At 72.5% G+C, this 22,014-nt stretch carries 20 protein-coding genes and 1 pseudogene; 10 read left to right on the top strand and 11 right to left on the bottom strand.

The features are described from left to right. Nucleotides 1–119: 119 nt before the first annotated feature. Complete coding sequence (locus ABTZ58_RS07255) at nucleotides 120–743, top strand: sigma-70 family RNA polymerase sigma factor (protein ID WP_351351432.1); 624 nt, start codon at nucleotides 120–122, stop codon at nucleotides 741–743. Nucleotides 744–861: 118 nt separating this feature from the next. Here ABTZ58_RS07255 and ABTZ58_RS07250 read toward each other — a convergent pair. After that, nucleotides 862–1,266 (bottom strand): annotated as a pseudogene (locus ABTZ58_RS07250) (metal ABC transporter permease); the annotation flags it as partial. A 106-nt stretch (nucleotides 1,267–1,372) separates the two neighbouring features. Between ABTZ58_RS07250 and ABTZ58_RS07245 the strand changes: the two are divergent. The 3 genes from ABTZ58_RS07245 to ABTZ58_RS07235 all read left to right on the top strand — a co-directional run bounded on the left by ABTZ58_RS07245 (nucleotide 1,373) and on the right by ABTZ58_RS07235 (nucleotide 3,463). Beyond that, nucleotides 1,373–2,065: a helix-turn-helix transcriptional regulator gene (locus ABTZ58_RS07245; RefSeq protein ID WP_351351430.1), complete on the top strand. Its 693-nt coding sequence runs from the start codon at nucleotides 1,373–1,375 to the stop codon at nucleotides 2,063–2,065. Continuing rightward, complete coding sequence (locus ABTZ58_RS07240; protein WP_351351427.1) at nucleotides 2,062–3,042, top strand: pyridoxal-phosphate dependent enzyme; 981 nt, start codon at nucleotides 2,062–2,064, stop codon at nucleotides 3,040–3,042. Before ABTZ58_RS07245 ends, ABTZ58_RS07240 begins: the two co-directional genes overlap by 4 nt. 61 nt (nucleotides 3,043–3,103) lie before the next feature. After that, a complete protein-coding gene (locus ABTZ58_RS07235; protein WP_351351424.1) occupies nucleotides 3,104–3,463 on the top strand; it encodes a cupin domain-containing protein in 360 nt (119 codons plus the stop codon). 21 nt (nucleotides 3,464–3,484) lie between these two features. On the opposite strand, the gene ABTZ58_RS07230 is transcribed toward ABTZ58_RS07235, so the two are convergent. The 4 genes from ABTZ58_RS07230 to ABTZ58_RS07215 form a co-directional block, all read right to left on the bottom strand. Further along, nucleotides 3,485–4,852, bottom strand: coding sequence for a vWA domain-containing protein (locus tag ABTZ58_RS07230; RefSeq protein WP_351351421.1), 1,368 nt, complete (start codon nucleotides 4,850–4,852; stop codon nucleotides 3,485–3,487). Continuing rightward, complete coding sequence (locus tag ABTZ58_RS07225; RefSeq protein WP_351351418.1) at nucleotides 4,849–5,706, bottom strand: AAA family ATPase; 858 nt, start codon at nucleotides 5,704–5,706, stop codon at nucleotides 4,849–4,851. Before ABTZ58_RS07225 ends, ABTZ58_RS07230 begins: the two co-directional genes overlap by 4 nt. 180 nt (nucleotides 5,707–5,886) lie before the next feature. Beyond that, nucleotides 5,887–7,200, bottom strand: a complete 1,314-nt coding sequence (locus tag ABTZ58_RS07220) for an FtsX-like permease family protein (protein WP_351351415.1) — start codon at nucleotides 7,198–7,200, stop codon at nucleotides 5,887–5,889. Nucleotides 7,201–7,203: 3 nt separating this feature from the next. After that, complete coding sequence (locus tag ABTZ58_RS07215) at nucleotides 7,204–7,989, bottom strand: ABC transporter ATP-binding protein (RefSeq protein ID WP_351351411.1); 786 nt, start codon at nucleotides 7,987–7,989, stop codon at nucleotides 7,204–7,206. Between the two features lie 159 nt (nucleotides 7,990–8,148). Between ABTZ58_RS07215 and ABTZ58_RS07210 the strand changes: the two genes are divergently transcribed. Next, nucleotides 8,149–8,943, top strand: a complete 795-nt coding sequence (locus tag ABTZ58_RS07210; RefSeq protein WP_351351408.1) for an SDR family NAD(P)-dependent oxidoreductase — start codon at nucleotides 8,149–8,151, stop codon at nucleotides 8,941–8,943. Nucleotides 8,944–8,964: 21 nt separating this feature from the next. On the opposite strand, the gene ABTZ58_RS07205 is transcribed toward ABTZ58_RS07210, so the two are convergent. From ABTZ58_RS07205 to rhaI, 6 genes are all read right to left on the bottom strand, one after another. Then, nucleotides 8,965–9,600 (bottom strand): LutC/YkgG family protein, encoded by a 636-nt coding sequence (locus tag ABTZ58_RS07205; protein ID WP_351351405.1) that lies wholly within the window; start codon nucleotides 9,598–9,600, stop codon nucleotides 8,965–8,967. After that, nucleotides 9,597–11,147: a LutB/LldF family L-lactate oxidation iron-sulfur protein gene (locus tag ABTZ58_RS07200; protein WP_351351402.1), complete on the bottom strand. Its 1,551-nt coding sequence runs from the start codon at nucleotides 11,145–11,147 to the stop codon at nucleotides 9,597–9,599. Before ABTZ58_RS07200 ends, ABTZ58_RS07205 begins: the two co-directional genes overlap by 4 nt. Then, nucleotides 11,144–11,899 carry a (Fe-S)-binding protein gene (locus ABTZ58_RS07195; RefSeq protein ID WP_351351399.1) on the bottom strand — a complete coding sequence of 252 codons (756 nt, stop codon included), beginning with the start codon at nucleotides 11,897–11,899 and terminating at the stop codon, nucleotides 11,144–11,146. Before ABTZ58_RS07195 ends, ABTZ58_RS07200 begins: the two co-directional genes overlap by 4 nt. A gap of 70 nt (nucleotides 11,900–11,969) precedes the next feature. After that, nucleotides 11,970–13,418 carry a rhamnulokinase gene (locus ABTZ58_RS07190; RefSeq protein WP_502996021.1) on the bottom strand — a complete coding sequence of 483 codons (1,449 nt, stop codon included), beginning with the start codon at nucleotides 13,416–13,418 and terminating at the stop codon, nucleotides 11,970–11,972. Further along, on the bottom strand, nucleotides 13,415–15,454 hold the full coding sequence (locus ABTZ58_RS07185; RefSeq protein ID WP_351351396.1) for a bifunctional aldolase/short-chain dehydrogenase: 2,040 nt from the start codon (nucleotides 15,452–15,454) through the stop codon (nucleotides 13,415–13,417). Before ABTZ58_RS07185 ends, ABTZ58_RS07190 begins: the two co-directional genes overlap by 4 nt. A 105-nt stretch (nucleotides 15,455–15,559) precedes the next feature. Next, on the bottom strand, nucleotides 15,560–16,720 hold the full coding sequence (rhaI, locus tag ABTZ58_RS07180) for an L-rhamnose isomerase (RefSeq protein ID WP_351351393.1): 1,161 nt from the start codon (nucleotides 16,718–16,720) through the stop codon (nucleotides 15,560–15,562). 284 nt (nucleotides 16,721–17,004) lie between these two features. Between rhaI and ABTZ58_RS07175 the strand changes: the two genes are divergently transcribed. Genes ABTZ58_RS07175 through ABTZ58_RS07155 form a run of 5 tightly spaced genes read left to right on the top strand, consistent with a single transcriptional unit; the run spans nucleotide 17,005 to nucleotide 22,010 of the window. Then, complete coding sequence (locus ABTZ58_RS07175; RefSeq protein ID WP_351351390.1) at nucleotides 17,005–18,522, top strand: sugar ABC transporter ATP-binding protein; 1,518 nt, start codon at nucleotides 17,005–17,007, stop codon at nucleotides 18,520–18,522. Continuing rightward, a complete protein-coding gene (locus ABTZ58_RS07170) occupies nucleotides 18,519–19,559 on the top strand; it encodes an ABC transporter permease (RefSeq protein ID WP_351351387.1) in 1,041 nt (346 codons plus the stop codon). Before ABTZ58_RS07175 ends, ABTZ58_RS07170 begins: the two co-directional genes overlap by 4 nt. Further along, nucleotides 19,552–20,562: an ABC transporter permease gene (locus ABTZ58_RS07165; protein ID WP_351351384.1), complete on the top strand. Its 1,011-nt coding sequence runs from the start codon at nucleotides 19,552–19,554 to the stop codon at nucleotides 20,560–20,562. Before ABTZ58_RS07170 ends, ABTZ58_RS07165 begins: the two co-directional genes overlap by 8 nt. A gap of 27 nt (nucleotides 20,563–20,589) precedes the next feature. Continuing rightward, nucleotides 20,590–21,672: a rhamnose ABC transporter substrate-binding protein gene (gene rhaS, locus ABTZ58_RS07160; protein WP_351351381.1), complete on the top strand. Its 1,083-nt coding sequence runs from the start codon at nucleotides 20,590–20,592 to the stop codon at nucleotides 21,670–21,672. 17 nt (nucleotides 21,673–21,689) lie between these two features. After that, nucleotides 21,690–22,010 (top strand): L-rhamnose mutarotase, encoded by a 321-nt coding sequence (locus tag ABTZ58_RS07155; RefSeq protein ID WP_351351378.1) that lies wholly within the window; start codon nucleotides 21,690–21,692, stop codon nucleotides 22,008–22,010. Nucleotides 22,011–22,014: the final 4 nt, after the last annotated feature.

The following is a 22,014-nucleotide window of genomic DNA, read 5'->3' as shown; positions in this document are numbered from 1 at the left end:
CAGCGCAACGGCCGTGTCCCCGTCAGCTCACCGGACCGCGCGGCCCCGTGCGCACGCCCCGGCACCCGTGTGCCGCCGTGCCCGCCCGCCCGCGGCCCGGAAGACCCGAAGGACATCAGGTGATCACTCCTGCCCTGCCCCACGCGCCCGAGGCAACGGCCTTCGCCGACGCGTCGATAACCGCCTGGGCGCTGGCCGCCCGCGGCGGTGACTCCGCGGCCGTCGACCGGTTCGTGCGCGCCCTGCACCGCGACGTCATCCGGTACGTCGCCCACCTGTGCGCCGATCCGCAGGCCGTGGACGACCTGGCCCAGGACACGTTCCTGCGGGCGCTCGGCAGTCTGCACCGGTTCGAGGGCCGCTCCTCGGCCCGCACCTGGCTGCTGGCCATCGCCCGGCGCGCGGTCGCCGACAGCATCCGGTACACCGCCGCACGCCCCCGCCGGGCCGACCTGCCGGACTGGGAGCCGGCGGCCGAACTCGCCCAGCCGCGCGGCCTGCCCGGCTTCGACGACGGTGTCGCTCTGCAGGAGCTGCTGGCCGCGCTGCCCGACGAGCGGCGCGAGGCGTTCGTCCTCACACAGCTGCTCGGCCTGCCGTACGCGGAGGCCGCCGCGGTGAGCGACTGCCCGGTCGGTACGGTCCGCTCCCGGGTGGCCCGCGCCCGGGCGACGCTCCTGGCGCAGCTCGCCGAGGCGGAGGAACCGGCGTCGCCCCCGGCGCCCGCCCTGGCCGCGGCCTGACGGGCCCGCGCCGCCCGCCGGTTCGCCCCGGCGGGCGGCGGGCCCGGTGTCCGGGCCGCGCTGCCCGGCCCGGCCGTCCTGGTACGCCGCGCACGGCTGCGGTGTCGACGAGGCCCCGTCAGGCCGGTCGCGGCACCGTCCGCCTCGCACCGCGGCGCCGCCCGCGGTACCGGCCCGCGACCCGGCACACCGCGTAGAGCGTGGACGAGATCGTCGTGACGTAAGGGCTGGTCGGAATGCTGCCGCCCAGGGCGAGCAGGATGCCGCCCTCGATCGACACCACGGCGCACAGCACGCCCAGCACGGGCAGCAGGACCGGTGAGGCGGTCACGCGGGCCGCTGCCGCCGCCGGGGTGACGACCAGGGACAGCGCCAGCAGTGCCCCCACGACCCGCACCGACAGCGCGACGGCGAGTCCGAGGACCAGCGTGAACGCGAGGGACAGCCCTCGTACCGGCACCCCGCGGGCCTCGGCCACGTCCGGGTCCGTGCTCGCGAAGGCCAGGGGACGCCACAGGAATGCCGGAGACGGCCCGCTTCTGGATTGTCTATCCAGAAGCTGGACTGCTGGTCTAAAGTGGTTGTCTGTGGGAGCCGCCGAAGGGCTGAAGCCGACGAGAGGGGATGGGATGGCCACCGCGCCGGACGCCGAACGGGACGCCGAACGGGACGCGATCCTCGCCGCGCTGACGCCCGTGGTCCACGGCGTCGCCGCGACCTTCGGCCCGGTCTGCGAGGTCGTGCTGCACGACTACCGGAACCCGGAGAAGTCGGTCGTCGCCGTGGCCGGATCGGTGACCGGCCGGACGGTGGGCGGTGCGATGAGCGAGATCGGCATGCGCGTCCTGGCCCGCGGCGACGAGGCGGCCGACCAGCTGAACTACGTCACCCGCGCCCGGAACGGGACGGTCGTCAAGTCCTCCACGATGGTGCTGCGCGACTCCACGGGAGCCGTCTTCGGCGCCCTCTGCGTCAACGTGGACGTCAGAGCCGTCGGGAAGGTCCACGAGCTGCTCGGCGCGCTCGCCGGCGCCGGTTCCGCCCCGGCCGAGCTGCCGGTCACCACCTTCGGCAACGACATCGACTCCGTGGTCGACGCCCTCGTCGACGCCCACCGGACCCGGCAGCGGGGCAGCTGGCCGGAACTCGACCGCGAGGAGCGCCTGGAGCTGTTCGACGGGCTGGACGCACGCGGTGTCTTCGCCGTGCGCGGGGCGGTCGAGCAGGTCGCCGCGCGGCTCGGCATCTCCCGCGCCTCCGCCTACCACTACCTCGCCCGGGCCCGGGCGGCCCGCGACACGTCCCCTGGAGGGCACCCGTGACGACCACCACCCCGCCGGTCACCGCCGACGACGTCCGGGACGCCGCCGCCCGGCTCAAGGGCGTCGCCCACCGCACGCCCGTGCTGCGCTCGCGCACGCTCGACGCACTCGTCGGTGCCGAGGTCCACCTCAAGTGCGAGAACTTCCAGCGCGTCGGCGCCTTCAAGTTCCGCGGCGCCTACAACGCCGCCTCCCGGCTCACGCCCGAGCAGCTGTCCCGGGGCATCGCCGCCTACTCCTCCGGCAACCACGCCCAGGCCGTCGCCCTGGCCGCCCGGGAGCTGGGCACCACGGCCGTGATCGTCATGCCCGAGGACGCCCCGCCGTCCAAACGCGCGGCCACCGCGGGCTACGGCGCCGAGATCGTCACCTACGACCGCTACACCGGCGACCGCGTCGCCGTCGCCGAGGCCCTGGCAGCCGAGCGGGGCCTCGCCCTCATCCCGCCCTACGAGCACCCGCACGTGATGGCCGGGCAGGGCACGGCCGCGCTGGAACTCCTGGAGGAAGCCGGGGAGTTGGACGCGCTGCTGACGCCGGTCGGCGGCGGCGGGCTGATGGCCGGCAGCGCCACGGTCGCCAAGGTCCTGCACCCGGGCATCCGGATGATCGGCGTCGAACCGGAGGCCGGGGACGACACCAGGCGCTCGCTGGAGGCGGGGCGGCGCGTCAGCATCCCGGTCCCGCACACCATCGCCGACGGCCAGGCCCTGCACACGCCCGGCGAACTGACCTTCTCCGTCAACCGGCGTCTCGTCGACGGGATCGCGCTGGTCGGCGACGACGAGATCCGGGACGCGATGCGGTTCGCCTTCGAGCGCCTGAAGATCGTCGTCGAGCCGAGCGGCGCCACGCCCCTGGCCGCCCTGCTCCACGGCCGCGTCGGCCCGCTGCCCCGGCGGATCGGCGTGATCGTCTCCGGCGGCAACGTCGACACGGAACGCTTCGCGGCGCTGTGCGGGCAGGGCCCTGCCTGAATGGCGTCGCCCGCTCCCCGGACGGACGATGGAAGCAAACCCCTCACCGAGGAGGAGCGTCATGCTTGAGGTGAAGACGCTCGACAAGCCGGACGAGCGGCGCGACTACCCCCGAGGCCACCTCGAAGCCGTCCACATGACCGGACTGGACTTCGCCGTGGCCACGTTCGAACCGGGCTGGCGCTGGTCCGAGTCGGTCGCCCCCATCGCCGGGACCGACAGCTGCCAGATCCACCACAACGGCTACGTCGTCTCGGGCCGTTTGCACATCCGCATGGACGACGGCGGGGAGACGGAGGTGGGACCCGGGGACGTGTTCGTCTGCGCGCCCGGGCACGACGCCTGGGTCGTCGGCGACGAGCAGTGCGTGGTGTACGACTTCGCGGGCAGCATGGCCAAGGAGTACGCCAAGAAGGACTAGCACCGGCTCGCCGCCGTCCGATCACACCGGCAGCAGCCGCGCCACCAGGACGCTCAGCTGCCGGGCGGTGCGGCACTCGTGCATCTCGACCAGCCCGGCGTAGGCGGGGGCGACCGAGTCGCCGCTACCCCAGCGCGAGCGCTGCTCCGGGTTCAGCCAGTAGACGCGGCGGGCGCGTTCGGCGATCCGGCGCACGGCCGGCAGGTTGGGGTCGCCGCCGTTCGTCCGGGCGTCACCGAGGACGAACACGGTTGTGCGCGGACCGGCCACGTCCGCGTAGCGCTCGGCGAACTCGCCCAGGGCCATGCCGTAGTCGCTGCTGCCGTGCCAGCCCGTGATCGCCGCCTCCGCCCGGATGCGGGCGCCCAGCCCTTCCGGATCCGCCCTGCCGTGCTCCAGCAGACCGGTCACCTCGTCGATCCGGTTGACGAAGGCGAAGACGCGCACCTTGCCGAACTGGTCGTGCAGCGCTTGCACGAGCAGCATCGTGAAGTCCGAGAACCCGGACACCGAGCCCGACACGTCGCACAGCAGCACCAGCTCCGGCCGGGCCGGACGCCGCCGGCGCAGGACCGGCTTCATCGGCACCCCGCCCGTCGACAGCGAACCGCGCAGGGTGCGCCGCAGGTCGATGCTGCCCCGGGCGGCGCGACGGCGCCGGGCCGCCAGCCGGGTCGCGAGCTTACGGGCGAGCGGCTGCACGGTCCTGCGCAGCTCGGCCAGCCGGTCCTTGCCCGCGAACAGGAAGTCGACGCGGTCCGCGGTCGGGGCGACCGCCCGCCGGGCGATCTCGTCCCGCCCACGCCGCTCGGCGACCCGGCGGCGCGCCTCCGCCGCCACCAGCGCCCGGAAGGCGTCGATGCGCCGCCGCACCTCGTCCTCCAGCAGCCGGTCCGTGAAGCCGGAACTCCCGCCTCCCGCGCGCACCTCGTCCCGGACCCGGGCCATCAGCGTCTGCGGGCGCAGCCGTTCCAGCGTCTGGTACGACGACCAGCCGTCCGATTCCGGCGAGGAGCCGTAACCGCCGAAGCCGTCGACCGCCTCGATCGCCAGCCGGCCCAGCATCGCCCGGTCGTCGGCGGCCAGGGCGGCGGCCAGCCGGTCGCGCAGGTCCTGCCGGCCGGCCGGCTCCCGCTCCGGGGCGCCGACCCCGCGCGGGAAGTAGAGGTCGAAGACCGGGTCGAACACCTGCCGCTGCCCGGTCCCGTGCAGCAGGGTCGCCGCGAGCCCCTCGCGCAGCAGCTCCCGGTCGGCCAGGCCCAGTTCGCCGATCGCCCGCGCCGCATCCACCGTCTCGCCGGTGCCGATCCGCACGCCGTGCGCCCGCAGCGCCCCGACCAGGGACGTCAGCCGCTCGGCCACACCCGCCGCCGTGACCGCCGTGGTCACAGGGCGTCCAGGTCCAGCTTGGCCGACGCCTTCAGGACGTCGTCCTGGTGCTTGAGGAGCACACCGAGGGTGGCCCGCACGACCGTCTCGTCCAGCGTACCGGCGCCGAGCGCGAGCAGGGTGCGCGCCCAGTCGATCGTCTCGGCGACCGACGGCACCTTGCGCAGGTCCATCGCCCGCAGCGCGCCCACGACCCGCACGACGGAACGCGCCAGCGTCTCGTCGAGCCCTGGCACCCTCAGCCGTACGATCCGGCGCTCCAGCTCCTCCTCGGGGAAGCCGATGTGCAGGAAGAGACAGCGGCGGCGCAGCGCCTCGGACAGCTCCCGGCTCGCGTTGGAGGTGAGCACGACGAAGGGGCGGCGGGTCGCGGTGATCGTGCCCAGCTCCGGGACGGTGACCTGGAAGTCGCTGAGCACCTCCAGAAGCATGCCCTCCACCTCGACGTCCGCCTTGTCGGTCTCGTCGATCAGCAGCACCTTCGGGTCGTCGCCCCGGATGGCCGTCAGCAGCGGCCGGGTGAGCAGGAACTCCTCGCCGAAGATGTCGGTGCGGGTCTCGTCCCACGTCTCGTCGCGGCCGGCGCTGATGCGCAGCAGCTGCTTGGCGTGGTTCCACTCGTACAGCGCGCGGGACTCGTCGACGCCCTCGTAGCACTGGAGCCGGACCAGACGCGCCCCGGCGACCTCGGCGACGGCCTTGGCGAGCTCCGTCTTGCCGACGCCGGCCGGGCCCTCCACGAGGAGCGGCTTGCCCAGGCGGTCGGCGAGGAACACGGTCGTGGCGACCGCCGGCGAGGCGAGATAACCGGTCTCGGCCAGACGGGCGGAGACGTCGTCGACGGACGTGAACACCGGGGCCTCCAGGTCGGGGTGGCGGGGCGGGGCGGTCGAGACACCTATCTAAGCGCTTGTTCAGCGATGCTGTCACGGGGTCGCCGCGGAACGGGGGTGGAACCGGGGCGCCCGCCGGGGGCCGGCCTGGACGCGGTGAGGCGGCGGCCGTCGCGGCCGCCCCCTTCACCACCACCGCTATCACGCCGCCGGCGCCACCGCCCGTACGGCCGGAGTGCGCAGCACCCGGCGCGCCGTCGCCAGGCCGGTGCCCACCGTCACCGCCGCCGCGACCGCCACCACCGCGAGCCACACGCCGAACACCTGGTTGGGCAGCACCCCGTCGGTGCGCACCATCGTGAACGGCACGATCCCCGCCAGCGCCGCCAGCGTGCCGAAACAGACGCCGGTCACCGTCAGGACCAGCCCCTCGACCCCCACCATGCCCAGCACCTGCCCGGGAGTCGCCCCGGCGAGGCGCTGCTGCCCGAACTCCCGCTCGCGGTACGAGGTCGCCGCGTACAGGGAGTTTACGAGCATGACGCAGACGAAGACCACGATGATGCCGACGACCGTGAAGTTGAGCGTCTCCAGGGTCTTCGCGTCGACCGACTTCACCGCCCCCGAGGCCGCCACGGCGTCGCTCTCCACCGCCTGCATCGTCAGCGTCGCCGTCGCGACGGCCGTGAACAGGATCAGCGACATCAGGATCCCGGCGAGCTGCCCGGCCCGCTCGCGCAGGTTCCGCACCGCCAGCCACCCGCTCGCCCCGCCGAGCGGCAGCCGGTCCAGCACCGCCGACAGCAGCCGCGGCGCCCGCAGCGCGCACCCGACGGACAGCAGGATCGCCCCGTAGGCGGGCGCCGCCATCAGCGCGGCGTCCGCCGCCGAGAACGCGAACGTCGACGTCACCGCCGCGGCCCCCGCCACCAGCGCCGCGTAGGCCAAAACCGTCCGCGCCCGGCCCCGCCGCTGCCCGCCGCCCGCCGTCGCGCGCCGCACCGCGAGGAACGCGGCGCCCGCCGCGGCGAGCAGCGTGATGCCGATGCCGGTCACATAGGCCACCGTCCCGAAGGAGAACTCGACGGACCCCGCGATCTGACCGCTGTCCTGGAACATGTCCAGCAGCGCCCGGCCGCCGAGCATCGCCGGGCCGATCGCCAGCGCGGCGCCCACCAGCGCCACCACCACCGCCTCACCCACGACCATCCGCTTGAGCTGCGCCGGAGTCGCCCCCGAGCAGCGCAGCAGCTCCATCTCGGCGGCCCGCTGGCGCACGTTCACCGTCAGCGTCGAGGCGACCGCGAAGAACACCAGCAGGGTGCCGTAGCCGCCGACCACGCCCGCCGCCGTCGAGAGGGTCTCCGAGCTGACCGGGTCCACGCCCGGCTGCCCGGCCGTGTCGTGCATCGAGTGGAACGTCATGATGATCGCCGCGCCCAGGAACGCGGACAGCAGCGTCGCGAGGAACCGCCCGGGCCGCTGCCCGATCGAACGCATCGCCAGCACGAACATCGCTCACACCCCCGCCGGCACGTCGTCGCCCAGGTGCGCCAGCCGCTCGGCGACCGCGTCCACCGTCGGCGCGTCCAGCCGGCCCGCCAGCCGGCCGTCCGCGAGGAACAGCACGGAGTCGGCGCAGGAGGCGGCGACCGGGTCGTGCGTCACCATCACCACCGTGCGGCCGTGCACCCGCACCGCCTGCCGCAGCAGCCCGAGCACGTCCCGCGCGCTGCGCGAGTCGAGGGCGCCCGTCGGCTCGTCCGCGAAGATCACCCGGGGGTCGGTGACCAGGGCCCGGGCGATCGCCACCCGCTGGCGCTGACCGCCGGAGAGCTGGTCCGGCCGGTGCCCGAGCCGGTCGCCGAGCCCCAGGGACGTCAGCACCTCGCGCGCCCGCCGCCGGTCCACGCGCCGCCCGGCCAGCTTCAGCGGCAGGACGGTGTTCTGCGCCACGGTCAGCGTGTCCAGCAGGTTGTACCGCTGGAACACGAAGCCGATCCGGCCCCGCCGGAACTTCGTCAGCTCCGCCTCGCCGCCGCCCGTCAGCTCGGTGCCGTCCACCCGGACGATCCCGCTGTCGGGCCGGTCCAGGCCGGCCGCGCACTGCAGCAGCGTCGACTTGCCGGAGCCGGACGGCCCCATCACCGCCGTGAACGTCCCCCGCCCGAGCCCGAGCGTCACCCCGGCCAGGGCGGTCACGGCGCTCTCGGCGCTCCCGTACGTCTTGGTGACCTTGACCAGCCGCAGTGCCTCCGCGGCGGGTTCCGGGTCCTGGTGGTGTCGTGGACCGGTGCGGAACATCTCCTCGTCCCCCTTCGTGCGACACGCCCTGTGTCTCGCCGACGACGCTACGGAGAAGAGGACGTGACCACACTCGCCGCAGAACCCGTATCGCGGGGTGTACTCAGCGACACCCCCCGGGTACTCGATCAACCCCCGTACGGAAAGGGCTGACTCGGCATGCAGATCGATCTCAAGGGCCGCACCGCTCTGGTCACCGGCTCCACCCAGGGCATCGGCGCCGCCATCGCCACGGGCCTGGCCCGGGCGGGCGCCCGGGTGGGCGTCAACGGCCGCTCGCCCGGGCGGGTGCAGGAGGCCGTGGAGCGCCTGCGGGGCGAGGCCCCCGGCGCCGACCTGGTGCCCGTCGCCGCCGACGTGACCGGCGACGGGGGCGCCCGGCAGGCGGTGGACGCGCTGGGGCAGGTGGACATCCTCGTCAACAACCTCGGCATCTTCGAGTCCGCCGACCCCCTGGAGATCAGCGACGAGGAGTGGCTGCGCTACTTCGAGGTGAACGTGCTGTCCGCCGTGCGCCTCACCCGGCTCGTCCTGCCCGGCATGACGGAACGCGGCTGGGGCCGCGTGCAGAACATCGCCAGCGACTCGGCGGTCGTCATCCCCGCCGAGATGATCCACTACGGCATGTCCAAGACGGCCCTGCTCGCGGTGGGCCGGGGCTTCGCCAAGCAGGCCGCCGGCACCGGCGTCACGGTGAACTCCGTCATCGCCGGACCGACCCACACCGGCGGCGTGGAGGACTTCGTCTACCAGCTCGTCGACCGGGACCTGCCGTGGGACGAGGCCCAGCGCGCCTTCATGAAGCAGCACCGGCCGCAGTCGCTGCTGCAGCGGCTGATCGAGCCGGAGGAGATCGCCAACATGGTCGTCTACCTCGCCTCCGACCAGGCGTCGGCGACCACGGGCGGCGCCCTGCGCGTGGACGGCGGCTACGTCGACTCGATCCTGCCCTGAGCCGCCGCAGCCCGTCTCACCTCACGCCCCGTCCACCAGGATCACCTCCAGGGTGCGCGGGCCGTGCACCCCCTCGACCCGGTCCAGCTCGATGTCACTGGTCGCCGACGGCCCGGAGATCCACGTCAACGGGCGCACCGGGTCGAGGCGTTCGAGCCCCTGCGGCACGGACGACACGACCTGGTCCGGGACCCGTACGACGCACAGGTGATGGTCCGGGACGAGCGTGATCCGGCGCCGCCCCTGGTCGGGCGAGCCGTCCAGCACGATCGTCCCGGTCTCCGCGATCGCGACCGCACAGGCCGTCACGACACTGTCCACCCGGTCGAGTTCGCCCGGGGTGCTCTCCGCCCGGTCCGCCACCCGCGTCACCCCGGTCGCCGCCAGCCATCCCTCGTCCAGCCCGGGCGGCACCAGCACCGAGGCCGACCCGCGCTGCTGCAGCAGCCCCGCGATCAGGCCGGGAAGCCCCGCGGCGCCGGTGCGGTGCACGACGGCCCGGTAGTCCGCCAGGTTCTCGGCGAGCAGGTCCACCGTCTCGGCCACACCGCGCTGTCCGTGCTCGCGCAGATAGTCCCGCGCGATCGGCGTCCCGTCGGCCGGCACGTCCGCGAGCGCGCGCCGCACCCGGCCCAGGATCCGCTCCCTGCTGTTCATTCGGCCCCGTCCTTCCCGCCGCGCGTGCGCTGCCACCAGTCCCGGAACGGCTCGGCCGGTACCGGCGGCAGCTCCCGGCTCGCGCTCCACGCCCGGCCCGGGCCCGGCAGGGTCCGGGGATGGAAGCGGCGGGTCCGGGAGGCGGCGCGCTGACCGGTGCGCAGCGCGCCCGGGTGCGCGAACGCCCAGCGGGCCGCGCGCATCGCCGCCCGCTCCGCGGCGTGCCCCTTCGCGGGCCGCAGCACGACCCGGTTGCCCTCCCGGGTGACCTCACCGCCCTGCACGACCCGCTCCCGCAGATGCACCAGCACCTCGGGGATGTCGATGGCGACCGGGCACACCTCGTAGCACGCCCCGCACAGCGATGACGCGTACGGCAGGGAGGCGTCGATCTCGCTGCCCGTGCCGCGCAGTTGAGGGCTGAGGATCGCGCCGATCGGGCCGGGGTAGACCGAGCCGTAGGCGTGGCCGCCGGCCCGCTCGTACACCGGGCACACGTTCAGGCAGGCCGAGCAGCGGATGCAGCGCAGGGCCTGCCGGCCGACCTCGTCGGCGAGGGTGTCGGTACGGCCGTTGTCCAGCAGCACCAGGTGGAAGGTGCTCGGCCCGTCCCCGTCGGTCGTGCCGGTCCAGGTCGACGTGTACGGGTTCATGCGCTCGGCCGTCGAGGAGCGGGGGAGGGTCTGCAGGAACACCTCCAGGTCCCGCCAGGTCGGCACGATCTTCTCGATGCCGACGACCGAGATCAGCGTCTCGGGCAGGGTCAGGCACATCCGCCCGTTGCCCTCGGACTCCACGACCACGAGCGTGCCCGTCTCGGCGACCATGAAGTTGGCGCCGGAGACGCCGACCTTGGCGCGCAGGAACTTCTCCCGCAGGTGCAGCCGGGCGGCCTCGGCGAGTTCGGCGGGCGTGTCGGTCAGGCCCTCGGGAGCGGGGCGGCCCCACTCGCTCATCTCCCGGGCGAAGATGTCGCGGATCTCGCCCCGGTTGCGGTGGATGGCCGGTACGAGGATGTGCGAGGGGCGGTCCTTGCCCAACTGCACGATCAGCTCGGCGAGATCCGTCTCGTAGGCGTGGATGCCCGCGGCTTCGAGCGCCTCGTTGAGCCCGATCTCCTGCGTGGCCATCGACTTGACCTTGACGACCTCGGACTCGCCGGTCATCTTCACCAGCTGCGTGACGATCTCGTTGGCCTCGGCCGCGTCGGCGGCCCAGTGCACGACGCCGCCCGCGGCCGTGACCGACTCCTCCAACTGCACCAGGTAGCGGTCGAGATGGCGCAGCGTGTGGTCCTTGATCCGCTTGCCCGCCTCGCGCAGCTCGGCCCAGTCGGACACCTCCGCCACGGCCTTCGCCCGCTTGGCGCGGATGGTGTGCGTGGCGTGCCGCAGATTGCCCCGCAGGGTCGCGTTCCCGACGGCCTCCCGCGCGGCCTCCGGGAACGCCGGGTGGGCGGGTGGGGGAAACGCCGGGTGGGCGGGCGGGGGAAACGCCGGGTGGGCGGGCGGGGGAAACGCAGGCATTCCGACGAACGTTCCGCTCATGCGGCCGGTTCCTCCTCCGTGCTCGCCAGGATCTCCGCGATGTGCACCGGCCGCATGCCGGTCTGCAGCCGGGCCATCGTGCCGCCGATGTGCATCAGGCAGGAGTTGTCGGCCGCGCACAGCACCTCGGCGCCCGTCGACTCGGCGTCGCGCACCTTGTCCGCCCCCATCGCCGCCGAGACGTCGGCGTTCTTCAGCGCGAACGTGCCGCCGAAGCCGCAGCACTCCTCCGCGCCCGGCAGCTCCACCAGCTCCAGCCCCTTCACCGCCCGCAGCAGCCGCAGGGGCCGCTCGCCGAGGCCCAGTCCGCGCAGCCCGTGACAGGTCGGGTGGTAGGTCACCGTGCGCGGGTAGTACGCCCCGACGTCCGTCACGCCGAGCACGTCCACCAGGAACTCGGTGAGCTCGTACGTCTTCGGCACCACCGGCGCCAGCGTGGCCGCGAGGGTGCCGCCGCGCCCCTCGGCTCGGGCCCGCTCGCCCATCCGCGGATACAGCTCCCGCACCATCGCCCCGCACGACCCGGAGGGCGTCACGATCGCCTCGTACCCGCCGAAGACATCGGAGAAATGACGGGCGAGCGGCTCCGCCTCATGGCGGTACCCGGTGTTGTAGTGCGCCTGCCCGCAGCAGGTCTGCGCCATCGGGAAGTCGACGTCGACGCCCAGCCTGGTCAGCAGTTTCACCACGGCGCGCCCGGTGTCCGGATACAGCGTGTCGTTGACGCAGGTCAGGAACAGAGCGACACGCATCGCGGCTCCTCGGGTTGATCATCGGATGAGTTGCAGGGTAGTCCGGGCGTACGGCCGGGGGGAGACCCCGTCAGGCCCCGGCGAGCCGGTCCTGCGCGGCACGCCACCGTTCGGTGCCGCCGCGCGGTTCGTACCGGGTGAGCGGCTGGGTCCGCACGAGCAGATCCCGCATGCCCGCGAGGTCGCCGACCAGCCCGTGCGCCCGCGCCTGCACGAGCACGTTGCCCACGGCGGCCGCCTCCGTGGGCCCGGCCACCACGGGCAGTCCGCAGGCGTCGGCGGTCAGCTGGCACAGCAGCGCGTTGCGCGTGCCGCCGCCCACGATGTGCACCACGTCCACGGGGTGCCCGGCCAGCCGCTGCGCGTCCCGCACGGCCTTGCGGTGGGCGAGGGCGAGGGAGTCGACGATGCAGCGCGTCACCTCGCCCGGAGTCCGGGGCACGGGCTGCCCGGAGGCCCGGCAGGCTTCGGCGATCCGCTCGGGCATGCGCCCCGGCGCCAGGAACGCCGCGTCGCCCGCGTCCACGACCGAGCGCAGTGCCTCGGCCTTGGACGCCTCCAGCAGCAGCCCGCCCAGGTTCGTCTCGCCCCAGGCCCGCACGCACTCCTGGAGCAGCCACAGCCCCATGATGTTGCGCAGGTACCGGACCGTGCCGTCCAGCCCCAGTTCGTTGGTGAAGTTGGCCGCCCGGCTCTCCTCGGTGAGCACCGGCGCGTCCAGCTCCAGGCCGGCCAGCGACCAGGTCCCGGTGCAGATGTACGCGAACCGCTCGCCCGTCGCGGGGACGGCGGCCACCGCCGACGCGGTGTCGTGCGACCCGACGGTTGTCACCGGCACGGGACCGGCCAGTCCCGTCTCCTCCAGCACCTCGCTCCGCAGCACCCCCGCGGGGTCCCCGGGCCGGCGCAGCGGCGCGAACAGCCCGAGGTCGATCCCGAGCCGCTCCGCGATCCCGTACGCCCAGTCCCGGGTGCGCGGATCGATCAGCTGGGTGGTGGAGGCGTTGGTCAGCTCCGTGCCCTGCTCGCCGGTGAGCCAGTACGTCAGCAGGTCCGGCATCAGCAACAGCCGCTCCGCCCGGGCGAACTGGGCCGTGGAACGGGCCGCGGTCAGCTGGTAGAGGGTGTTGAAAGGCGCGTACTGCAGTCCGGTAGCGGCGTACAGCTCCTCGGCCGGCACGGTCGCCCACACCTTCTCCGCGACGGTCTCGGTCCGCGCGTCCCGGTAGTGCACGGGGTTGCCGAGCAGCGCCCCGTCCGTGTCGAGCAGCCCGTAGTCCACGGCCCAGCTGTCGATGCCGACGGAGTCGACCTGTCCGGCCGCCCTCAGCCCTTCCAGCACTCCGGCGTACAGCGCGAGGACGTCCCACCGCAGCCCCTCCGGAACCCGCACGGGCCGGTTGGGGAAACGGTGTGCCTCGGTGAGCCGCAGGCTGTCGGGGCCGACGCGGCCGACCATCACGCGCCCGCTGGACGCGCCGAGGTCGACCGCGGCGTACGCCTTCACGTCGGCGCTCACCGCAGGAAGGCGGCCGCGACGCCGGCGTCGACGGGGATGTGCAGACCGGTCGTGTGGGTGAGGTCCCCGCCGGTCAGCGCGAAGACGGCGTTGGCCACGTGCTCGGGCAGCACCTCGCGCTTGAGGATGGTCCGCTGGGCGTAGAACTCGCCCAGCTTCTCCTCCTCGACCCCGTACACGGCCGCGCGCTTCGCGCCCCAGCCGCCGGCGAAGATCCCCGAGCCGCGCACGACGCCGTCGGGGTTGACCCCGTTGACGCGGATCCCGTGTTCGCCCAGCTCGGCGGCGAGCAGCCGCACCTGGTGGGCCTGGTCGGCCTTGGTGGCCGAGTAGGCGATGTTGTTGGGTCCGGCGAACACGGCGTTCTTTGAAGCGATGTAGACGATGTCGCCGCCGAGGCCCTGGGCGATCATCACACGGGCCGCCTCACGCGACACCAGGAACGAGCCGCGCGCCATGATGTCGTGCTGCAGGTCCCAGTCCTTCGCGGAGGTCTCCAGCAGCGGCTTGGAGATGGAGATGCCGGCGTTGTTGACCACGAGGTCCACACCGCCGAAGGCCAGCACCGCCGCCCGGAACGCCTCGGCGATCTGCTCCTCCGACGTCACGTCCACGGTCACGGCGACGGCCTTGTCGGGGCCGCCCAGCTCCTCGGCGACCGCCTGGGCGTTGTCGGCGTTCAGGTCGGCGACGACCACACACGCCCCTTCGGCCACGAGCCGGTGCGCGATGGCCTTGCCGATGCCGCTGCCGGCACCCGTCACCAGCGCGACCCGGGTGGCGAGCGCCTTGGGCTTCGGCATCCGCCGGAGCTTGGCCTCCTCCAGCGCCCAGTACTCGATCCGGAACTTCTCCGACTCCTCGATGGGGGCGTAGGCGGACACGGCCTCCGCGCCGCGCATCACGTTGATGGCGTTGACGTAGAACTCGCCCGCGACCCGGGCGGTCTGCTTGTCCTTGCCGAACGAGAACATGCCGACGCCCGGGATCAGCACGATCGCCGGGTCGGCGCCGCGCATGGCGGGGGAGCCGGGCTCGGCGTGCCGCTGGTAGTAGGCGGCGTACTCCTCGCGGTACCGGGCGTGCAGTTCCTTCAGCCGGGCGATCGCCTCGTCGAGCGGGGCGGCCGGCGGCAGGTCCAGTACCAGCGGCCGGACCTTGGTGCGCAGGAAGTGGTCGGGGCAGGAGGTGCCGAGCGCGGCCAGCCGCGGGTGCTCGGCGCGTGCGAGGAAGTCGAGGACGACCTCGGAGTCGTCGAAGTGCCCCACCTGGGGCCGGTCCTGGGAGGCGAGGGCCCGCACGTGCGGCGCGAGGGCGGCGGCCCGCTCCCGCCGCTCGGCGGCGCCCAGCGCGGCGTACCCGTCGAGCACCGGCCCGAAGGGCTCGGGCCTGCCCCGCTCGGCGAGGAACTGCTCGGCGGTGCGGATGATGTGCAGCGAGTTCCGCTCGCACTCCTCGGAGGTGTCGCCCCAGGCGGTGATGCCGTGCCCGCCGAGGATGCAGCCGATGGCCTGCGGATTGGCCTTCTTCACGGCGGCGATGTCCAGCCCCAGCTGGAAGCCGGGCCGCCGCCACGGCACCCACACGACCGTGTCCCCGAAACACTCGGCCGTCAGCTTCTCCCCGTCGGCGGCACAGGCCAGCGCGATCCCGGAGTCCGGGTGCAGATGATCGACGTGCGCGGCCTCGAGCAGCCCGTGCATCGCGGTGTCGATGGAGGGTGCGGCCCCGCCCTTGCCGTGCAGGCAGTAGTCGAAGGCGGCGACCATCTCGTCCTCGCGCTCGAGACCCGGATAGACGTCGACGAGCGCCCGCATCCGGTCCAGGCGCAGCACGGCCAGGCCCGCCTCGGTCAGTGTCCCCAGGTCCCCGCCGGACCCCTTGACCCACATCAGCTCGACGTCCCCGCCGGTGACGGGATCGGGCGCGGTGCCCTTGGCGGAGGCGTTGCCCCCCGCGTAGTTCGTGTTCCGGGGATCGGCCCCGAGCCGGTGCGACCGGGCGAGCAGAGCGTCAGCTTCGGGATGAACAGCCATGAACAGTTCCTTTGCAACGGAGAGTGTGTATGTCAGGGGGGCGGGGAACCGCGCGACCAGCCACAACCGGTTTGCAGCCCGCATGGAGCAGAACCCGGCAGACGCCTACGCACCCCACCCCGCCTGCTGCCCGCCCACCCGCTCGGCCACGATCTTCTCGGCCCACCCGCACCGCCGGTACGCGGCAAGGGGCTCGGGGTCCAGCCCCATCTCCTCCCGCACCTCACGCAGCAGCGGCCGCACATCCGTGTTGTACGCGTCCATCAGCACCGCGTTCGCCTCCAGCACGTCCCCCGCCCGCTGCGCCGCGGCCAGCGCGTCCCCGTCGACCAGCAGCGCCTTCGCCGTGGCCTCCTGCACGTTCATCACCGAGCGGATGATCGCCGGGATCTTCGCCTCGATGTTGTGGCACTGGTCGAGCATGAACGCGATCTCGGGCGAGAGCCCGCCGCCCCGCACCACCTCGTACATGATCCGGAACAGCTGGAACGGGTCCGCGGCGCCCACCATGAGGTCGTCGTCCGCGTAGAACCGCGAGTTGAAGTCGAACCCGCCGAGCTTGCCCTCCCGCAGCAGCGTCGCCACGATGAACTCGATGTTGGTCCCGGGCGCGTGGTGCCCCGTGTCGACCACGACCTGGGCCTTCGGCCCGAGCTTGAGGCAGTGGGCGTAGGCGGTGCCCCAGTCCGGGACGTCCGTCGTGTAGAAGGCCGGCTCGAAGAACTTGTACTCCAGCAGCATCCGCTGCCCGTCCCCGAGCCGCTCGTAGACCTCGGCCAGCCCTTCGGCCAGCCGGTCCTGCCGGCTGCGGATGTCGTCCTGCCCGGGGTAGTTCGTGCCGTCGGCGAACCACAGCTTCAGATCCGTGGACCCGGTCGCGTCCATGATGTCGACGCACTCCAGCAGATGGTCCACGGCCTTGCGCCGCACCGCCGCGTCCGGGTGGCAGATGCTCCCGAGCTTGTAGTCGTCGTCCTGGAAGGTGTTGGAGTTGATCGCCCCGAGCCTCACCCCGCGGTCCTGCGCGTGCTTGGCCAGCGCCGCGTAGTCGTCGACCCGGTCCCACGGGATGTGCAGCGCGACCGTCGGGGCGACCCCCGTGAACTCGTGCACCTTCGCCGCGTCGTCCAGCTTCTCCTGCGGCGTGCGCGGAACGCCCGCCTGCGCGAACACCTTGAACCGTGTGCCGGAGTTCCCGTACGCCCACGACGGCGTCTCGACGGCCTGTGTCTTGAGAGCGGCCTTCGCCGCGGCGAGCTCGGTCACGTCAGAACTCCTGAGACATCGGGTCGCGACGGCCACGCGTGACGACCACTGAATGAAACGATTCAGGACGCGAAGCTATGGGCCCCCCGAAGGGGTGTCAACCCCTCCGGCCAAGACGGCCTCCCGTGACCAGGGCGTGACCTTCTGGCATCGAAACTTTTTCGACCGGAACCCATTGACGTGACATGCACGGCCCGCCTAACGTCCCGGCAACCCAGTTGAAACCTTTCACGACGCCCACGCCGCCGAGTGGCGGTCCCGCCGGCGTCGTCGAGGAGCCCCCAATGACCCACCCGTCCACCACGGGTCCGGCCCCGGTTCTGGCGCTGAGGGACGTCTCCAAGTCCTTCGGCGCGGTCCGCGCCCTGCGGGACGTCTCCCTGGAGCTGTTCCCCGGGGAGGTGCACGCCCTGGCCGGAGAGAACGGTGCCGGCAAGTCGACCCTCATCAAGACGCTCGCCGGAGTGCACCGGCCGGACGCCGGCCAGGTGCTGCTCGACGGTGCGCCCGTCGCCTTCCACGGGCCCGGCGACGCCCGCGACGCCGGCATCGCCGTGATCTACCAGGAGCCCACGCTCTTCCCCGACCTGTCGATCGCCGAGAACATCTACATGGGCCGCCAGCCGCGCCGCGCGCTCGGCCGCATCGATCACAAGGCCACGCACAACGCGACCGCCGCGCTGATGGAGCGCCTCGGCGTCGACCTGGACCCCGACCGCCCCGCGCGCGGTCTGTCCATCGCCGACCAGCAGATCGTCGAGATCGCCAAGGCCCTCTCCTTCGACGCCCGCGTGCTGATCATGGACGAGCCGACCGCCGCCCTCACCGGCAGCGAGGTCGCCCGTCTCTTCGGGGTCGTGCGCACCCTGCGCGAGCAGGGCGCCGCCGTCCTGTTCATCTCCCACCGGCTGGAGGAGATCTTCGAGATCTGCCAGCGGGTCACCACCCTGCGCGACGGCGCCTGGATCGCCAGCGAGCCCCTGGCGGGCCTGACCGAGGACGACCTGGTGCGCCGCATGGTGGGCCGCGACCTCGACGAGCTGTACCCCAAGCAGGAGGTCGAGCCGGGCGAGGTCGCCCTGAGCGTGCGCCGGCTGACCCGCGAGGGCGTCTTCACCGACGTCTCCTTCGAGGTACGGCACGGCGAGATCGTCGGCCTGGCCGGACTCGTCGGCGCCGGGCGCACCGAAGTCGCCCGGGCCGTCTTCGGCATCGACCGCTGGGACGCCGGAGAGGTCCGCGTCCACGGCAAGGCCCTGGCCAACGGCGCCCCCTCCACGGCCATGGCCGCCGGACTCGCCCTGGTGCCCGAGGACCGCCGCGCCCAGGGCCTGGTGATGGACATGTCCATCGAGCGGAACATCGGCCTCACGGGGCTGCGCACCACCGTGAAGGCCGGGCTCATGGACCGCGGCGCCGAGCGCAGCCGCTCCCTCGACTGGGCCGTCAAGCTCCAGGTCAAGTACGCCCGGATCGCCGACACGGTCAACACGCTCTCCGGCGGCAACCAGCAGAAGGTCGTGCTCGCCAAGTGGCTCGCCACCGGCCCCGAGGTGCTGATCGTCGACGAGCCCACGCGCGGCATCGACGTCGGCACCAAGGCCGAGGTGCACCGGCTGCTGTCCCAGCTGGCCGCGGACGGCGTGGCCGTGTTGATGATCTCCTCCGACCTGCCCGAGATCCTCGGCATGGCCGACCGCGTGCTGGTGATGCACGAGGGCCGCCTCACCGCCGAGATCCCGCGCTCCGACGCCACCGAGGAAACCGTGATGGCCGCAGCCACCGGGAGGGCCGCCGCATGACGGTCGTGTCCCCGCAGGAGGCCCCCGTGGCCGACGTGCCCAAGTCGAGCGGCACGCGGCTCGTGGACCGCGTCTTCAAGATGCGCGAACTGGCCATCCTGGTCGTCTTCCTGGTGATGATCGGCGTCACCCAGGCCGGCAACAGCGAGTTCCTGTCCGAGCAGGGCATCAAGGACCTGCTGCTGAACGCGACGATCCTCGTCCTGGTCGCCACCGGCCAGTCCCTGGTCGTCATCACGCGCAACGTCGACCTGTCCGTCGGCTCCACGCTCGGCATCAGTGCCTTCGCCGCCGGCAGCCACCTCCAGGGCGGCGGCAACGCGGTCGTCGCGATCGCCCTGGCCGTACTGCTCGGCATCGGCTTCGGACTGCTCAACGGACTGCTCGTCAGCCTCGGCCAGGTGCCCGCGCTCGTGGTCACCCTCGGCACGCTGTACATCATCCGGGGCATCGACTCCATCTGGGTCGGCTCCCGGCAGATCACCGCGGCCGACCTGCCCGGCGGGTTCGTCGACTTCGGCTCCGGCGGCATCTCGGCGGTGCCGTACCTGGCCCTGATCGCCCTGGCCGTCCTGGTCGCCACCGCCTACTACCTCAAGCACTTCGGCAGCGGCCGCGAGCTGTACGCCCTCGGCTCCAACCCGGAGGCCGCCCGGCTCGCCGGCATCCCCGTGCGCAAGCGGATCCTCGCCGCGTACACCTTCTGCGGCGCCCTCGCCGGACTCGCCGGCGCGATGTACCTCGCCCGGTTCGGCAACGTCGACTCCGGCACCGGCAACGGCTACGAACTGACCGTCGTCAGCGCGGTCGTGGTCGGCGGAGTCGTCTTCACCGGCGGCTCCGGCAGCGTCTACGGCGCGGCCCTCGGCGCGCTCCTGCTGACCTCCATCAACAGTGTGCTGCCCGCGCTCGGCGTCAGCTCCGTCTGGGTGCTCGCCATCAACGGCATCCTGCTCATCCTCGCCATCGCGGTCGACCGGATCGTCGCGCTGCGCGTGGCCTTGGCCCTGAAGAAGAGGAACGCCCGCCATGGCTGACATCTCCCTGAGCCGAGCGGTCCGCTGGTCCGCCTTGAAAAGGTGGGATTCCGCGGTCGGCGCCCTGCTGATCGTGGTGCTGCTGTTCTCGTTCGGCTTCGTCGACGGCTTCGGCAACGCGCTCAACCTGTCGTTCCTGATCGGCAACACACTCCCCATCGCCCTCATCGCGCTGCCGATGACCCTGCTGGTCGTCTCCGGCGAGATCGACCTGTCGGTGGCCTCCACGGCCGGTCTGTCCGGTGCCGTGATGGGCGCCCTATGGAACCAGGGCATGGCCATCGAGACGATCATCCCGGTCTGCCTGCTGCTGGGTGTGCTGTGCGGGCTGGTCAACGGGCTGCTGGTGACCAGGCTGGGCCTGCCGTCGCTGGCCGTCACCATCGGCACGCTGGCCGCCTACCGGGGCATCGCGCAGATCGTGCTCGGCTCCGACGCGGTGACCGACTTCCCGGCGCAGTATCTGGACTTCGCGGCCGGGCGCATCGGGGACACCTTCATTCCGTACGCCTTCCTGCCCTTCCTCGTCCTGCTGGCCATCGCCGTGGTCGCCCTGCACGCCACGCCGTTCGGGCGCTCGCTCTTCGCGGTCGGGGCGAGCGAGGAGGCCGCCCGCTTCGCCGGGATCCGGGTCAGGCGGCAGAAGCTGATCCTGTTCACGCTGACCGGTCTGATGGCCTCACTGACCGGCATCTTCTGGGCGCTGCACTACGCGAGTGCGCGCTTCGACAACGCCACGGGGCTCGAACTGTCGGTGGTGGCCGCCGTGTTGCTCGGCGGGATCGACTTCGACGGGGGCAAGGGCACGCTGGGCGGTGCGATCGCCGGGGTGTTCCTGCTGGGGGCGCTGCAGAACGTGATGAGCCTCCAGGACGTCTCGGCCCAGTCGCAGATCGTCGTCACCGGCGTCCTGCTCGTTCTCTCCGTGCTCGGCCCCCGGGTCGTACGGCAGATCTCCACAGCGAGGGCGGGCCGCAGAGCCACCTCGACTCCCGCCTCATAACCAGCCCTTCCGTAAAGGACGACAGCCATGCGCAAGACGACCCTCCGCCGCAGCTGTGCGGCGCTCGCCACCGCCACCTCCCTCGCCCTGGCGCTCACCGCCTGCGGCGGCACCACCAAGAAGGACGTCGCCGACGAGGGCGGTTCGGCCGCCACCGCCGGCAAGGCCGACCCCGACGCCGAGCTGAAGAAGGGCCTGACGGTCGGCTTCCTGCCCAAGCAGGTCAACAACCCCTACTTCACCACCGCCGACAAGGGCGGCGAGAAGGCGCTGAAGGAGCTGGGCTCCAGCTACAAGGAGGTCGGGCCGTCCAGCGCGACCGACACCGCCGGGCAGGTCTCCTACGTCAACACGCTCACCCAGCAGCAGGTCGACGCGATGGCCGTGTCCGCGCAGGACCCGGGCGCGCTGTGCACCGCGCTGAAGCAGGCCATGAAGAACGGCATCAAGGTCGTCACCTACGACTCCGACACCACCCCCGACTGCCGCAACGCCTTCGTCTCGCAGGCCTCCGCCGAGGACCTGGGCCGTACCGAGGTGCAGCTGCTCGCCAAGCAGATCGGCTACAAGGGCGAGATCGCGATCCTGTCCGCCGCGCAGACGGCGACGAACCAGAACACCTGGATCGGCTTCATGAAGGACGAGCTGAAGAAGCCCGAGTACAAGGACATGAAGCTGGTGAAGGTCGCGTACGGCAACGACGACGCCCAGCAGTCCTTCCAGCAGACCCAGGGCCTGCTCCAGGAGTACCCGAACCTGAAGGGGATCATCTCCCCGACCACCGTCGGCATCAAGGCCGCCGCCCAGTACCTGTCGGGCTCCAAGTACAAGGGCAAGGTCAAGCTGACCGGCCTCGGCACCCCCAACGACATGCGCAAGTACGTCAAGAACGGCACCGTCGAGGCGTTCGAGCTGTGGGACCCGGCCAAGCTGGGCGAGCTGGCCGCGCGGACCGCGGTCGCGCTGTCGTCCGGGCAGATCACCGGCAAGGAGGGCGAGACCTTCAAGGCCGGCTCCATGGGCGAGTACACCATCGGCAAGGACGGCGTGATCAGCCTGGGCAAGCCGACCGTGTTCGACGCGAAGAACATCGACCAGTTCAATTTCTAGACCTCGGAGGGTCGTTGATGCAGCGCGTGTGCTTCCTGCTGAAGGTCCGGGCGGACCGTCTCGACGAGTACCGCCAGCGGCACGCCGCGGTGTGGCCGGAGATGCTCCAGGCACTGTCGCAGACCGGCTGGCACAACTACTCGCTCTTCCTGCGCGAGGACGGACTGCTCGTCGGCTACCTGGAGACCGAGGACTTCGCGGCCGCCCGGGCCGGCATGGAAGCCACCGACGTCAACGCCCGCTGGCAGGCGGAGATGGCGCCGTTCTTCGAGTCGCTGGACGGCGCCCGGCCCGACGAGGCCATGAAACCGCTCACGGAAGTGTTCCACCTCGCATGACGAT

Origin of the sequence: Streptomyces sp. NPDC094143 (assembly GCF_040303825.1) — a bacterium.
In the GTDB taxonomy this organism is placed as follows: Bacteria; Actinomycetota; Actinomycetes; order Streptomycetales; family Streptomycetaceae; genus Streptomyces.
Note: the sequence above shows the minus strand (reverse complement) of the source record. Positions and strands in the feature narration are given on the sequence as shown.

What these genes read in the sequence shown, in the direction of transcription:
- ABTZ58_RS07165 (WP_351351384.1), top strand. Translation starts at nt 19,552, where the DNA reads ATGGCTGACATCTCCCTGAGCCGAGCGGTCCGCTGGTCCGCCTTGAAA.
- ABTZ58_RS07185 (WP_351351396.1), bottom strand. Translation starts at nt 15,454, where the DNA reads ATGGCTGTTCATCCCGAAGCTGACGCTCTGCTCGCCCGGTCGCACCGG.
- ABTZ58_RS07205 (WP_351351405.1), bottom strand. Translation starts at nt 9,600, where the DNA reads ATGAACAGCAGGGAGCGGATCCTGGGCCGGGTGCGGCGCGCGCTCGCG.
- ABTZ58_RS07220 (WP_351351415.1), bottom strand. Translation starts at nt 7,200, where the DNA reads ATGTTCGTGCTGGCGATGCGTTCGATCGGGCAGCGGCCCGGGCGGTTC.
- ABTZ58_RS07235 (WP_351351424.1), top strand. Translation starts at nt 3,104, where the DNA reads ATGCTTGAGGTGAAGACGCTCGACAAGCCGGACGAGCGGCGCGACTAC.
- ABTZ58_RS07200 (WP_351351402.1), bottom strand. Translation starts at nt 11,147, where the DNA reads ATGAGCGGAACGTTCGTCGGAATGCCTGCGTTTCCCCCGCCCGCCCAC.
- ABTZ58_RS07170 (WP_351351387.1), top strand. Translation starts at nt 18,519, where the DNA reads ATGACGGTCGTGTCCCCGCAGGAGGCCCCCGTGGCCGACGTGCCCAAG.
- ABTZ58_RS07175 (WP_351351390.1), top strand. Translation starts at nt 17,005, where the DNA reads ATGACCCACCCGTCCACCACGGGTCCGGCCCCGGTTCTGGCGCTGAGG.
- ABTZ58_RS07195 (WP_351351399.1), bottom strand. Translation starts at nt 11,899, where the DNA reads ATGCGTGTCGCTCTGTTCCTGACCTGCGTCAACGACACGCTGTATCCG.
- rhaS (WP_351351381.1), top strand. Translation starts at nt 20,590, where the DNA reads ATGCGCAAGACGACCCTCCGCCGCAGCTGTGCGGCGCTCGCCACCGCC.
- ABTZ58_RS07215 (WP_351351411.1), bottom strand. Translation starts at nt 7,989, where the DNA reads ATGTTCCGCACCGGTCCACGACACCACCAGGACCCGGAACCCGCCGCG.
- ABTZ58_RS07210 (WP_351351408.1), top strand. Translation starts at nt 8,149, where the DNA reads ATGCAGATCGATCTCAAGGGCCGCACCGCTCTGGTCACCGGCTCCACC.
- ABTZ58_RS07245 (WP_351351430.1), top strand. Translation starts at nt 1,373, where the DNA reads ATGGCCACCGCGCCGGACGCCGAACGGGACGCCGAACGGGACGCGATC.
- ABTZ58_RS07155 (WP_351351378.1), top strand. Translation starts at nt 21,690, where the DNA reads ATGCAGCGCGTGTGCTTCCTGCTGAAGGTCCGGGCGGACCGTCTCGAC.